We start from the raw sequence: 14,908 nt of genomic DNA on the forward strand, positions 1-14,908 counted from the left end.
AACGGCGGATATCACTCCAATGCAACGCTTATTTAAGTAGAATAAAATTAAGTATTTCTGATTTGGTCAGCTGTTGCATTACCGATATTTTCGCCAACACGAATGGCTGTATTCGCTGCGTTTTCGGCAATCGAGCCTACGCCATTAAAGAAATCATTAGCTCCCGATTTGCTGCCGCCAGCAACGGATTCGAGTTCTGTTTCTGTCAGCTCGTCAGCCGCACCGCGTACTTCTGGCAATACGATTGTGCTGTGGTAGCCTGTTGCATCGACGATATTGATTTTAAATTCTTGCGGAACCTCATGTCCTGTTGCTGCTTTAATGGCTGCATAAATATCGCTTACTGCAAGCGCGCGAAACTCTGCATCCGAATTCGCTTTCGTGATTACTGCATTTACCGTATCCTTAACTTGCTGTTCATTCCAACTCATGTTCTAATTCCTCCAATAATGTAGTTTTGTTTCTTACAGGTATTAGAATAACAGCCCCGCTTCAATCTGCTCTCAACTCTAATTCAATTTTAGTTCAAATGTTGCGCCCATTATTTCGTGATGATGCCGCCATTCACAGGAAATGAAGTGATTGGTCCAACCGGCATTGTTTCATTATGAAAGGATGGATCGATGATCGGAGTTATCCCCTCTGAGACTGCTGCTTTGCTGCCGCCAGCAACGGATTCAAGTTCCGTTTCTGTCAGCTCGTCTGCTGCATCGCGCACTTCTGGCAATACGATTGTGCTGTGATAGCCTGTTGCGTCTACGATATTGATTTTAAATTGTTGCGGCACCTCATGCCCGGTTGCCGCTTTGATGGCTGCATAAATATCGCTTACTGCAAGCGCGCGAAATGCCGCATCCGAATTCGCTTTCGCAATGACGGCGTGTACCGTTTCATTAAACTGCTCATGCGTCCAACTCATGATTAAATTCCTCCCATACTATCCATTTGTTATTACATCTATTAGAATAAAAGCCCAGCTTCAATCTGCCTTCAACTTTCATTCAATTTTAGTTCAATTGTTACGCCAATTGGCGGCTGGCAAGCTCGGCGAACAGGCCGCGCTGCTGCAGCAGCTCCTCATATGTGCCGGACTGAATAATCCGCCCTTTATCAAACACATAAATGTGATCAGCCTGCGTAATCGTACTTAAACGATGGGCAATGACGATTCTCGTCACCTGCAATTTGGTCAAGCTTTGGCTGACGATGCTTTGCGTCCGGTTATCCAGCGCGCTCGTAGCTTCGTCAAAAAAGAGAATTTTCGGCCGTTTGGCAATCGCTCTCGCAATCATTAAGCGCTGGCGCTGCCCACCGGAAAGCGTGCCGCCGCCTTCGGATATAACCGTATGCATCGCCATCGGCATGCTGCGGATATCCTCATCAAAGCCCGCCATCTCCGCTGCTTCCCAGGCGTCCTGAAGCGTCAAATCGGAGGTGCCAATAATATTGGTGAAAATATCGCCAGACATCAGCTTGCTGTTTTGCAAAACGACGCCAAACTGGCTCCTCAGCAGCCCCACATCAAGCGAGCGCAAATCCTGCCCATCAAAATAAACCGAGCCGCTCTGAGGCTGCTCAAAACCAAGCAATAGCCGCATAAGCGTGGACTTGCCGCAGCCAGATGCGCCGACGAAAGCGACATACTGCCCCGCTTTAATATTCATCGACAGATCATTCAGCACGAGCGGCTGATCCTCAGCGTAACGAAACTGGATATGCCGAATTTCAATCGCCCCGCTTACTTCGCCCGGATCTTCGAGCTGATCATGCATTTCGGGCAGCGTCTTTAAAATCGGTTTAGCCCGCTCATACAGCGGCACGATATGCACGACCGACAGCAGCGCGGAAGCCATCGCCAGCATCGCCATTAGAAAGCTGGAGAAGGCGGAGAAGAAAGCGATAAATTGTCCCGCCGACAACGCGGAATTGCTGGAAACGACCAAATAAAACAGCACCATGGAAGTGACCAAGGGAAAAAAGGATTGAAACACGCTGGAGTAGTTATCCAGCATTCTGACCTTGAAGGACAGTTTCTTTTGCTCCGCAAACGCCCTTGCCCATAAAAAGAAAGCGCGGTTTTCCGCCGCTGCCATGCGGAATTTGCTAATGCCGTTCAGCAGCTGGAGCACCGTACCGGAAATGCGTCCTTGAATATCCAGCAGCCTGCGCTGGTAACGAATTTGCAGCAAGCCAATGCCGACCGTAAACGACATGGAAATGAGTACAAGACCTCCGGCCACTAAAGCAAGACTAGGGCTGTAGCGGAACAACAAGGCATATTGAAAAATGGAAAATACACCCGTCAGCAGCGAGCCTAGAACCGCCCCTGATAAAAGCTGCCTGATCGTATTAATACTGCTCGCTCTCGAAGCCAAATCGCCAGCCGTATAGTTGCGGAAAAAGGACACCGGCAAATTCAGCAGCCGATCCCAAATTGCCGCCTGAACGGAGCTTTCTACCCGGCCCTCCATTCGCATGGAGGCGAGCGATCCCGCTAGGCGGAACAAGGCAATCGACAGGACGGCGGAGACGAGAATCAGCGCCATCTGGACGAGCGGCCCACGATACGATTCAGGAATAATCGTATCTACCAAAATGCCGGTAGCAACCGGCAGCATAATGCCGAGCAAGCCCGCTAACGCACCCATGAGCAGAACCATGATGAGATCCCGCCGGATCGAATGATGCGTGCCAAACTGCAAAATATCTTTTACACCGAGTGCTCGAGCTGGAAAGGTCCGATAAAACATATAAGCCATCGGCTCGATGCCTGCCGCCATTTCGGCATGAACGAGGCCTTTTTCGCCACTAAGCGGATTTTCCCACGTGTAGGAGCCCGCAGAAGCCGGAATCAGGGCAACGGGCTCGCGGGATAGTTCCATGAAAGCGACCAGCGGCCCATTATCCTCCTTCCACCATTCCCCTTTGAGCACGACCTTGCGGGAGCGGACGCCAGAAGCTTCGGCCATTTCCTGAATAGGCGAACGCTGCGACTGCTTCTTAAGCTTTCTGCCTACAGGTTTAATGACGATGCTGGCATATTCGCCGACGACGCGGCAGGCCATAAATAGCGGATCGGTTGAATGGAAAGTAACAGCTCGCTGATCCTCCGGCCCTGTAACGGCAAGCAATCGCTTGAGCGCATGATCCATTAGCGAATCGTCGTGTTCGGTTCGCCTAAGCAAGCGTTCATGCTCCTGCAGCCGTTCCTTGGTCAATAGAACAGCCAAACGGCTTGCGATTAATTGATGAAACGCATAAATACCTTGCAGCTGCTGATCATTTTGCAGCCAATAGAGCGTGCTCCGCAATTCGAGCTCGGCAGCCTGCTTCGTTTCCAGCCAGCTGGAGGAGGTCACAGGTATGTAATAGGGCTCCTCCGCCGTAATCGGATGCTCAGACACCCAGTAGACGACACCGCCACGTATTTTAACCCATACCGTTTGCAAAGATCGCCAGGTTTGATCTGGTGCCAGCTCAAGATGCTCGCTTTGCTCCAGCAGCTCAAACTCAGGAGGGGCATTACGTACACTCAGCGCCGCAGACCAGCAGCCTACCCATTGATCAATCAAAGGGGCAAGCTTCTCGTCGCTCAGCCTGTATTCCGCCCTGCGGCTCATAAACACATCCCGGTTCATTTGGAATACCTTCGTGCCCACAGATGCTGTCAGCAGCAAGCCCGCTTTCTCTACCCCTGCATAATCCTCAAAACCGAATAAGAGAGCCCCTTCCTCCAGACTGAATAAATAGCGCCGTTTGTTTCTCGTCCCTCCCTTTTCAAGCTCAAGGGTGACAGCGAAAATATCCACATAACCGGAATCGACATACCATACATCATTTTGATCGGTCATTAGAATCGGTCTATTGCCTTCCACCTCATGGCAAGTACCGTAACTTTCAAAAAATGAATGCAGGTTGAATTGTACGGCTTCAGTCACTTTTCCACCTCCTTCTACACGATTGTCTATTGATTTTGAATGAGACGGGTATAATAGCCATTTCGTTCCATGAGAGAAGTATGTGTGCCCCGTTCAATGATTTTCCCGCGCTCCAGCACAACAATTTCATCCGCATCCCGAATGGTGCTGAGTCGATGGGCCACCGTAATACAGGTCAAGCCTCTACGTCTCAGACTATCGTCTACCTTTTTCTCCGTTGCCGGATCTAGTGCGCTTGTCGCCTCATCCAAAATAAGAATTGATGGATTGCCAGCCAGCGCCCTCGCAATTTCCAGACGTTGGCGCTGCCCCCCGCTGAAATTGCCGCCATTTTCCGAAATCATATGCTCATAGCCGCCGCTGCGCTCCGCAATATGATCATGGATTACCGCATCCTTCGCGGCCCTGACAACATCGGTTTCTGGTATCGTAGAATCCCAAAATGTAATATTTTCTTTGATCGTTCCTTCCAGCAGCACAATGTCCTGATCGACAACGGCAAGTGAATTGCCCATCCGATTGCGGGAAATTTCATCGCGCTTCAAGCCGTCGAAGCGGATATCACCGTCCCATGGCTCGTAAATGCCGGCAATCAGCTTCGCAATCGTCGATTTTCCACTGCCGGAGCCTCCGACGAGAGCGACCTTCATGCCCGGCTGAATCGATAAATTAAACCGCTCAATCAGCGGGCCTTCCAGCTTGCTGTAGCCATACGTCAAATTGCTAATTTCAATTTGCCCCGATAGCTTCGCCGTATCGGCCGATTCAGAAGCCTGCTCCGGATTTTGCTGCATTTGTCTATCAATCGGATATTGCAGCACATCATCCAGCCGCTTCATGCTTCCTCCCGCTTCCTGAATAGAGCCGGCCAGTGCAACCATTTCGTTGACAGGCTGGCTGAAGCTTGCGGCAAGACTTTGGAAGGCGACCAGCGAGCCGATGGTCAGCGCCCCGTCCATGACCTGAAAGCCGCCGAGAAACAAAATCGCAACAGCGCTCAGACTCGTCAGCAAAGCAGGAACGGCCATTAGAAACTGGTTTGATACCCCGAATTGCTGGGTGGAATTGAGCAGCTTCGCCTGGTAGCCCGACCATTTGACGAAAAAATCCGCCTCAGAGCTGTTCGATTTCAGCGTCTCAATCACTTGAAGTCCATTCATGGACACGCCTTGCATCTTGCCGGCCTCCTGCAGCAGACGCAAATTTTGATCGTTGCGCTTGCGCGTAATAAACCGCATGAATACAAGATTAAGCAGCGAAGCCCCGACCGCGATGCCCGTCAATGCTACGCTGTACTGCAGCATCAGCAGCAAATAAAACACGATCATGACGCAGTTGAGCGCCGCTACAGCAAGCTGTCCGGAAAGCAGCTGGGCGACACGGTCGTTAATGGCGACCCTTGCCGCAATATCTCCACTAAACCGCTGGGAGAAAAACTCAATCGGCAGCCGCAGCACATGCCAGAAAAAACGGCTGGATGAGCTTAGAGCAAGCTTCATTTCCAGCCTGAGCAAGTAATAGCGCTGCAGCCACGTCAGAAACGCCCGAAGCAAAGCGGTCAGCCCCATTCCGATAAGCAGCGGGAACAGCCAATTTTTCAAATTGCCCAGCAGCACCTGGTCGATAAATACTTTACTGAACACCGGAATAACCAATCCCGGCAGAACGAGAAATAATCCAGCCAAAATGGCGAAGATGAGCGCTTTTTCCGACCCTTTGATTCGGCTGGACAGCGAGCTGAGCACACTCGGCGCTTTCCCTTGACGGACATACGTGGGGGATGGCTTAATCGCAATGGCAACGCCAGTAAAGGACTGGTCAAACTCCTCGAATGTGATTTCACGGGGACCTGTGACCGGATCATTCAAAAACACACGATCTTTATGGATGCCCTCCAGCACGAGGAAATGATTGAAATTCCAGTGGATGATCAGCGGCCATTCCATCGCTTTTAAATCTTCCGGATTTTTGCGATAACCTTTCGCTTCCATGCCGTATTGGCGAGCTGCCTTGAGCACATTGCTGGCCTTGCTTCCATCCCGGGAGACACCGCAGGCAATCCGCAGCTCCTCAAGCGGAATGAAGCTCTTGTAATAAGCGAGCACGATAGCCAGTGAAGCCGCTCCGCACTCTACGGCCTCCATTTGCAATACGGTTGGCGTCTTTACTCTTTTTGAGGCCACGAATCCGCTCTCCTCCGCTCAGCTTGGTGAAAAAGAGGCTGCGCTGCATGAAAAGATTGGGCTTCCGATCTAAAAGCGAACACCTCGCGTTTCTCCAGCCCAACCTTTTCATTGCACTTCGCCTTTTTCACCACGCTTTTTTTATTTAAAATATGGAATAACGGTCGCAATCGGGCGCTGTGAGCTGACGGTGATGGAACCATCGACCATCATGCCGCTGTTTAGCCGAACGGGCGGGCCTTGCTCCGTCGTCCAGCTGTAGCCGCTTGCCATCTCGGAGTTAGGGGAGAGATTGACGCGAATTTCAAGCGATACGCCCTGCGACGCCATTTGCTGTACAAGACCTTCATTGCCCAGCGTAGACATCATTCCCTGCACCGTTACTGGAAACTCGGATACCGAAACGACCTGCCCAACCAGCGAGCCAAACTCTTCGCGGTTAATGGAGCCTGGCGAAACACGTACCTCCATGCCCGGAAGCAGCTGCCTGCCCTGACTGACCGGCACATACAGCACGGCAATCAATTCATCCGTCTGCACGCCGTACGTTTCCAGCCGGATAATATCGGAGCCATCACCAATGTAATTGCCCGTCTTCACCAAAACCTCTTTCACTTTGCCCGTGTACGGACTTATCACCCTTGTGCTGTATTCATAGCCGAGCAACTGCTGATCCAACTGCTGCTTCAGGTTTTTAAGCTCCGCTACGCGGCCCGCCCTATCTTTAGGCGCTGCCCCTTCAAGGTTCGTTATGGCGAGCTTAGTCTGCTTAATCTGCTCCAGCAGCTCCGGCTGCTCCATCCGGCCGATGACCTCACCCTGCTTCACCGTGTCATTTTCAACGACGCGAATATCGGACATCGCTCCTGCGGCAGAGGCATGAACCGTTTTTAGTCCGCCTGGGCGAATGAGTACACCCGGCCCATCCGCTTTGACGGTCATCGTACCGAAAATCCCCCAATACAAGGCGGCGACAATGAGCAAGCCTACACCCGTCAGCATAAGCCAGCCACGAGGCGAGGTGACCCGAACCAAATTGTCGAGCTGCTCCGGGGAAGACAGCCGCTCAACCGCTACCTTACGAAAAACATGATTATTCATCGCTACCTCCCTATGTTGAAGCCTAACATTGCCTTACAACGAATTCGGAATGAGCACCTCATCCAGACGCTTGAAGGTTCCTGATTCCAGCTTTTTCATAACGATGCTCATTCCCTGAACGTCGCCCTGGGCATCGAAGGAATGCTGGCCCGTGACCCCTTCCCAGCTCTTCAGCTCGGATAAAGCGGCAGCTATCGCTTGCGGGCTGCGGGAGCCCGCTTTCTCGATACCGTCAGCGAGCAGCTTGAGCGAATCGTAAGCCTGTGCAGCCCATTTGCCCGGCTCTTTCCCATATTTGTCGATGTACTGCTGCCGGAAGCTTTGATTGATTTCAGATGCTCCAAGCTCATGGTAAACCGAAGCAACAATCGTTCCTTCTACCGCTTCGCCCGCTTTGGCAAATTCCGCAGAATCCAGCGCATCCCCGCCAATAACGGGAATAGCCATGCCAGCTGCGCGAATGGCTTTTACGAAGGCGATTCCTTCGCTTGCCCTCGTGGCTACCATGATGAGATCGCTATCAAGCGTCTTCCACTTATCGACAATACGCAAAATATCAGCCGTATCCTTATAGCCTGATAGACGGTCAACGACTCGAAGTTCCGACTGGGATGCCTGATCTTCAAAAGCATTCGCCAGCCCTCTTCCATACTCGTCATCCGTATAATAAATCGCTATATTCCGGTGCTTCGTTCCTCCTGCGTACATGGCAAGCGCCTGTCCAAGCTGATTATCATTAGGAATATTGCGGAAAATATAAGAGCTGTTCACATCAGTCAGCTTCGGTGATGTCGATGCCGGCGTCAGCAGCACGATGCCTGCATGCGCATAAATGCGTGACGCCGGTACCGTTACGGAAGAACCACGATGGCCGATGACCGCACTGACAGCAGGATTATCCGCAAATTGCTGCGCAATCGCCATACCTTTTGTCGTAGAGGCTTCATCATCCATTTCCATCAGCTTGATTTTCTTCCCGCCCAGAACGCCCTTCTGATTGATTTGCTCAAGCGCCAATTGAAGCCCTTCATGGAATTGATCGTTCTGCTGCTCAAATGGCCATACCGCTCCAATGACCACCTCGCCGGTCGAGCTGCTAAGCGCCCGCTCACGAGCCTGATCGGGTCCCGAGGCCGAAGCGCATCCGCTTATCGTTAGCGCGATTCCGAGCAGTGCGATTTTCCATAACAGCCCCTTCCGGCGTATTCCCCCAATAACATTCACTAGGCTATCTCCCTTCAGAACTAAACCTTACTAAACCTTTATACCTATCAAGTCCTACTGCCCCTACATTATAAAATAGCCTAAAATGTTAAACCATCAATTCAAAGTCAAGATAACCTCAATTTCATTTAAAATCTGATTTATCCAATCGACTTATTTTGGCGAACATGCGATACTTGAGGCAGGATGTTTTTGAGACTTTCGGCAGGGTATGCCGCTGCTAGAGAAGAGAAGTCTACTCGCTCGCTGCCAGCAAGCTATTCATAAGGAGAATGGATATCATATGTCTTCTAAAAATACGATTTTGATTGTGGATGATGACCAAGAAATCAATGAATTGCTGACCATGTCTCTGAAAAGGGAAGGGTTTCATACGCTGTCGGCCTACAATGGCGTCGATGCACTTAAAGCGGCGCAGGAGCATGCTCCTGATCTGGTGCTGCTGGATGTACTGCTGCCGGGCATGGACGGTTTTCAAATTTGCAGCGAAATTCGAAAAACGAGCAATGTGCCGATTTTGTTCGTCAGCTGCAAGGACGAGGATATTGATAAAGTGCTGGGGCTTGGCCTTGGAGGGGATGACTTCATTTCGAAGCCGTTTAGTCCGATTGAGCTGATCGCCAGAGTGAAGGCGCATATTCGAAGAAGCAATTTGCTGCATAAACACGAAGAGGAAACCGATAAAACGTTAAAATTTGATCAATTGCTCATTGATCCCGCCACCCACCTTGTGCTTGTGGACAACAAACCCGTTTCCCTATCGGCCAAGGAGTTCAAGCTGCTGTTTCATCTCGCTAAAAATCCAAACCGGGTATACAAAAACGAGCAGCTATTTTCGCTGCTCTGGGATGATGTCCATATGGGAGATACCCATACGGTCATGGTACATATTTATAATTTGCGAAAAAAATTGGAGAAGAATCCGGCAAAGCCGCATTATATCCGCACGATCCGCGGCGTCGGCTATAAATTTAATGACAAGCCTGCCGAATTCATAGACTAAACGGGGCTGCCGCAGCATTTACTTTTATGCCGCGAACAGAATTGATGTAGCAATAATTGGAGAGGTCTTTGGGAAAGCGGTCTTTCCACGAGGCAAGCATAGGGAGCGTGCATCAAACCTATCCCATGTATAGGATTTAATGTTGCGGCGCTCCTCCTCGTATATCGTCTAGTCGAAATCACTCCCTTCTCCGGTTATTTTTAAACGAGCGGATGCAAACCGCTGTTCGATGACGAACCCTTGACCACGCATGCATGAGATGCCCCTAATACCTACTCACGACTCCATTGCCTCTACTGAATGAGCCCTGCTTGCAGCAGCATCCGGTAAATCAGCACGGTCGTCTCAGCACGGGTCAGTAATTTTTGCGGCTGCAATTCATTTCCGTAGCCCTTCACCAAGCCCTTCAATATCGCTGTCCGCATCGCCTCCTGCGCCCAGCTGCCAATTTGCGTATGATCAACGTATAGGGATAAATCGACTTCTGCAGCACCTGCCTCCAAATCGGCTCCTGTGCCCGCAAGCTTCAGCGCTCGAACGACCATCACGATAGCTTCCTGTCTGGATACTTCCTCATTTGGCCGAAATGTTCCGTCTTTATATCCGTCCATAATGCCATAGTCTTTTACCGCAGCCACAGCACTGCTGTACCAGCTCGAATCGACAACGTCATGGAAGTCCGTGCGACTGCCAACGTTCGGCAATCCTAGCGCCCTTGCCAGCAAAGCTGCTATTTCAGCACGAGTAATGGCGGCGTCCGGCTTAAATTGCTTCCCTTCCAGACCGTTTACAATCATTCTGCTATTCATATTAGCTATTTCTGCAGCTGCCCAATGCCCCTTAATATCCGTTAATTCAGAAGCTTTGGATACGAGTACATAAGTGCTGCTCGTCAAGCTGTGGATGACGGCCGACTTTCGCCCAACCTGCTCTATAAGCATCGTCGGAACGGGGCGCAGCCCTAACGTCTCATCCCATGCGACAGCCGTTGACACTGCAAGAGATGCATTTGCAGGCATATGAATAACCCTTTCCGCAAAATGGCTGAAGCTGGCGATTTCGTTTATGCCACCAGCATCAATCGTCTCCACTTTAAAATAAATGGGGCTGCCAATCAGCTGAAAACCGCCTTTTTCTGCTGCTTTTTGCATAGTTGCTGCTAGTGGCCCCTTCTCAAGTCCAATCGTAATGCGCGCTTTCGTCGCAGCATTCCATTCGGACTGCCCATTCGCCAGATCTGCCATAGGCAGACGGTATTCGCCATATGCCGTCTTAAGCGTCACTACCGCATCTGCTTCGGCAAGAACCTTCGCTGCTTCAGCCGAAAGCTGCACTTCGACGACGTCTGCCTCAGCAGCAATGGAGATGGCGATATTCCGCTTTGCCACCGCGCCTAGTGAACCTGTCACTTTGCTCAGAGTAGCGGCATCTAGGCTGGCATGAATCGTTTTTGCTCCATCAGCGCCAAGCTTAAGTGATGCTGCTCCAGCTATATTTTGTTCATTAATTTGGATAACAACCGCTGTATCCACAGAAGCTGAAGGCGTGCTCGAAGTGCCGCCCGTATTGGGAACAGTAGAAGCAGCTGCGCGAATAATGTTCAGCCTATATTTTTTAATCGTGCCATCCTGCGCCTCAACCTGAACCTCAAACGGATTGCTTCCTGTTGCCAATGAATAATCATCAGTTGACGTGCCGCTCGTCACCTGCGTGCCGTTTACGTAAACTTTGGAATATGCATCCAACGCGGTCAGTGTCATTTTCAGACCAGCAGTCGCCTGACCTACATTGACAGTATGATCTGTAATAGCGGGGTTAAAATCGAAGCTCACCACTCCGCCAGCTCCCGTTAGCTCCCATTTCGTCAAATCCGCATTGCTGCTTAAAGGAACAATATTTTGAATATCAATCGTAGCAACGGCGTCATTGCCTGCGGCGTCCAGCGCATAGACGGAATACACTCCGTTTGCCTGCACAGCAAATTGATCCGTTATATCCATGCCATCTGTCTCAAAAAAAGAGGTAGTACGGCTTCCTTCCGCCCATTTTATCGAAGCTATGCTGTTGAATTCCCCTATAGCCGCTGCCGTCGCATGAACGGTTACCGTTCCAAACGTTGCTGTGGATGGATCAGCTTGCAGTGCAATAGTTGGAGGCTGATTATAGACGAACGATACCTCCACGGTTTGAACCAGCGCAACTCCGCTTGCCTCCTCCTTGGCAAAATAAGTGACTTCCTCCGCGGTCGTATTACTCACCGCGAATACGGCGATTCCATCTGCATCGGTCACTGCAGCAGGCTGAGCAATTATGGAGTGCCCGCCACTCGCTTGAAGCCGCACGTTTTGTCCCTCAAGCGGATGGTTATAGTCATCCATCAGCTTCACAGAAATCAAGGCACTGCTGCTCCCATCTGCCCGGACAAACGTTGCGCTCGCGGTTACGGTTGAGCTGGACGGACTTGCTTCGCCAACGACAAAGGTGATTTCTTCGGTCATCTGTATCGCCTGACCGCCAACGGTTGCGCTCACAATCGCAGCGCCTAACGTAGTAGAGGCAGTCAGCGCTGCTGTATACGTGCCGTCACCGTTATCGGTTACCGCACTAACAGTTCCTAGCGTTGAAGCAATCGTCACCGCCGCGCCGCCAGTTGTCAAAATATTCTCCTGTGCGTCGCTCAGACTTACACGTATCGTTGTCTGGCTTGCACCGTCAGCAATTAAGGAGTCGTTTGACGCCTGAACTCTACTCATTCTTACAGATGGAGCTCCCGGTACAAACGATACGCTTGCCGCAGCCGCTATCGCCTGAGCGCCAACTTTGGCGCTCACCATAGCGGTGCTCACGGTAGTAGACGCAGTCAGCAGCGCCGTATACGTGCCGTCACCATTATCCGTTACGGCGCTGACACTCCCCTTCGTCGCAGCAATCGTTACCGCTGCTCCTCCGCTCGTCAAGGCATTTCCCTGCGCATCCTTCAGCTTTACGCTTATCGTTGTCTGGCTCGCGCCATCGGCGGTCAAGGATGCATCCGCCGCCTCCACGGTGCTCGTCGCCGTCGATACGGCTCCCGGTACAAACTGCACGCTCGCTGTTGACGCGATCATCTGACCGCCAACGGCTGCGCTGACGGTCGCGCTTCCTACTGCTATCGGCGCAATAAGTGTCGCTGTATACGTGCCGTCACCGTTATCCGTTACGACGCTGACATTCCCTTTCGTCGCAGCAATCGTTACTACTGCTCCTCCGCTCGTCAAGGCGTTGCCCTGCGCATCCTTCAGCTTTACGCTTATCGTTGACTGGCTCGCGCCATCGGCGATCAAGGATGCATCCGCCGCCTCCACGGTGCTCGTCGCCGTCGATACGGCTCCCGGTACAAACTGCACGCTCGCTGTTGACGCGATCATCTGACCGCCAACGGCTGCGCTGACGGTCGCGCTTCCTACTGTAGAAGGAGCCGTTAAACTTGCCGTATAGATCCCGTTTCCGTTATCCGTTACGGCGCCTGCCGTCCCCTTCGTCGCCGCAATCGTTACCGCCGATCCACCGCTCGTCAAGGCATTTCCATACATGTCCTTCAACTGTACGCTAACCGTCGTCTGACTCGCGCCATCGGCGGTCACGGACACGGGTGACGCTCCGACTGTACTTGCAGCCGCAGAAGCCGCCCCCGGCACAAACTGTACGCTTGCTGTCGAAGCTATTGCCTGACCGCCAACGGTTGCGCTGACGGCCGCGCTGCCTGCTGTTATCGAGGCTGTCAGTACCGCCGTGTACGTTCCATTGCCATTATCCGTTACGGCGCTAATATTCCCATTAGTAGCAGCAAGCGCTACCGCCGCGCCACCGCTCGTCAAAGCATTCCCTTGAGCGTCCTTCAGCTTCACGGTTATTGTCGTCTGGCTCGTGCCATCAGCGGTCAAGGACGCAGCCACCGCCTCCACGGTGCTCGCCGCCGCTGAAGCGGCACCGACTACAAACTGCACGCTCGCTGTTGACGCTATCGACTGACCGCCAACGGTTGCACTGACAACCGCGCTTCCTACTGTAGAAGGAGCAGTTAAACTTGCCGTATAGGTCCCGTTTCCGTTATCCGTTACAGCGCTTACCGTTCCCTTCGTCGCCACGATCGTTACTGCCGCGCCACCGTTCGTTAAGGCATTTCCATACATGTCCTTCAGCTTCACGCTGACCGTTGTTTGGCTCACGCCATCGGCAGTCAAGGATGCAGCACTCGATTCAACCGTGCTTTGCGCCGCAGACGGCGCACCTGCCACAAACTGCACACTCGCTGTTGATGCTATTGCCTGGCCGCCAACGCTCGCGCTCACTGTCGCACTGCCCACCGTCGTAGGCGCAGTCAGCGTCGCCGTATACGTTCCGTTCCCATTATCCGTAACGGCGCTTATCGCCCCCTTCGTCGCCGTAATCGCAACCGTTTCCCCTCCCACTGTCATTGCCGTTCCTTGCGCATCTTTCAGCTGCACGCTCACGGTTGTCTGGCTTGTGCCATCGGCAGCAAGGCTCGACTGACCGCTAGAAACGCTGCTTAAGGCTGGCGATAGCGAATAGTCCGGGACCATGTATGTTTTAAAAGAAAAATCACGGTCGCTAGCAGTAGAATAACCCCTTGTATAAGTATCAGTAGAGCTGCCACGCCATGAAATACCCGAGCCGCCTGCATATTCCGTAGTAACAATCATTCGATACATCGTTTCCTTTGTTAAATAAATCGATGTCCCGGAAAAATCAACTGCGTTCCAGTCTGACCCCATTGCTGCTAATTGTGCAGATCCAAGCGGGGTTGACAGGTTGCCATCCTTATAGATGCTAATTATAAGAGCCCCAGGAGAACCAAAGGAACCAGAAAGATTTAAATGAATGGCATCAAGGTATCCCGTTACCGCTGGGGTAAAGGTTTGATAGCGCGGGTTTTCAGCATTCGCCCCTATATTCCCATAGACAACTAAACTCTCCTGATCCAATACAGCAGTTCCCGCTGCTTCCGCTATACGGACGGATGGCAGCTCCAGTAAAAGTACAACTGCAAGAAATACAGCCATCCATCGTTTATTCCATTTCCATACTTTCATCATAATCCCCCAATAAATAAATTCAGTCTAGCTATCAAGGTGAAACGGCTGTCGCCATCCTTTGGCGGCGCGGCGCGTTTCATTCCGAGAAATATAGAGAAAGGATAGCGTTAGGATATCCTTTCCTATATTTTAAAAAAAGTAATTCCCCCAACCACTAAAGCCACCGCCAAACAAATACCGCTAAACCACTTCGTAAACCTCCAACTGGTGCCATCACCATCCCACCATATTTTCACTAAAATGATGATTCCCAAAAGCATGGTGCTGGCAAAAGCAATGAGGGCATCTGTCATCGTATGTTCACCCTAGCCTTTCTACATATGCTGTGTAAGTACCAAATTAATGTAAAAAACGATATAACCC

Annotated in this window: 9 protein-coding genes; 1 reads left to right on the forward strand and 8 read right to left on the reverse strand. The window is 51.5% G+C overall.

The genetic code is table 11. From position 1 onward, the window contains the following. Positions 1 to 47: 47 nt before the first annotated feature. The 6 genes from WH37_RS22540 to WH37_RS22565 all read right to left on the reverse strand — a co-directional run bounded on the left by WH37_RS22540 (position 48) and on the right by WH37_RS22565 (position 8,446). Complete coding sequence (locus WH37_RS22540; RefSeq protein WP_046232894.1) at positions 48 to 431, reverse strand: hypothetical protein; 384 nt, start codon at positions 429 to 431, stop codon at positions 48 to 50. 110 nt (positions 432 to 541) lie between these two features. Continuing rightward, entirely contained in the window at positions 542 to 919 is a 378-nt protein-coding gene (locus WH37_RS22545; protein ID WP_046232895.1) for a hypothetical protein, read from the reverse strand. Between the two features lie 100 nt (positions 920 to 1,019). Continuing rightward, on the reverse strand, positions 1,020 to 3,938 hold the full coding sequence (locus tag WH37_RS22550; RefSeq protein WP_052737153.1) for an NHLP bacteriocin export ABC transporter permease/ATPase subunit: 2,919 nt from the start codon (positions 3,936 to 3,938) through the stop codon (positions 1,020 to 1,022). 26 nt (positions 3,939 to 3,964) lie between these two features. Then, entirely contained in the window at positions 3,965 to 6,121 is a 2,157-nt protein-coding gene (locus tag WH37_RS22555) for an NHLP family bacteriocin export ABC transporter peptidase/permease/ATPase subunit (RefSeq protein WP_074904902.1), read from the reverse strand. 141 nt (positions 6,122 to 6,262) lie between these two features. Next, complete coding sequence (locus tag WH37_RS22560; RefSeq protein WP_046232896.1) at positions 6,263 to 7,222, reverse strand: NHLP bacteriocin system secretion protein; 960 nt, start codon at positions 7,220 to 7,222, stop codon at positions 6,263 to 6,265. 33 nt (positions 7,223 to 7,255) lie between these two features. Beyond that, positions 7,256 to 8,446, reverse strand: coding sequence for an ABC transporter substrate-binding protein (locus WH37_RS22565; RefSeq protein ID WP_052737154.1), 1,191 nt, complete (start codon positions 8,444 to 8,446; stop codon positions 7,256 to 7,258). A 283-nt stretch (positions 8,447 to 8,729) separates the two neighbouring features. Here WH37_RS22565 and WH37_RS22570 point away from each other — a divergent pair, with 283 nt between their 5' ends. Then, complete coding sequence (locus tag WH37_RS22570; RefSeq protein WP_046232897.1) at positions 8,730 to 9,449, forward strand: response regulator transcription factor; 720 nt, start codon at positions 8,730 to 8,732, stop codon at positions 9,447 to 9,449. 293 nt (positions 9,450 to 9,742) lie between these two features. Here WH37_RS22570 and WH37_RS22575 read toward each other — a convergent pair whose 3' ends face one another. Both WH37_RS22575 and WH37_RS36070 read right to left on the reverse strand, forming a co-directional pair. Beyond that, on the reverse strand, positions 9,743 to 14,545 hold the full coding sequence (locus WH37_RS22575; protein WP_082110962.1) for an invasin domain 3-containing protein: 4,803 nt from the start codon (positions 14,543 to 14,545) through the stop codon (positions 9,743 to 9,745). Positions 14,546 to 14,667: 122 nt separating this feature from the next. Continuing rightward, positions 14,668 to 14,838, reverse strand: coding sequence for a hypothetical protein (locus WH37_RS36070; RefSeq protein ID WP_177218029.1), 171 nt, complete (start codon positions 14,836 to 14,838; stop codon positions 14,668 to 14,670). Positions 14,839 to 14,908: the final 70 nt, after the last annotated feature.

Source organism: Paenibacillus algorifonticola (genome assembly GCF_000971975.1).
GTDB lineage: Bacteria > Bacillota > Bacilli > Paenibacillales > Paenibacillaceae > Pristimantibacillus > Pristimantibacillus algorifonticola.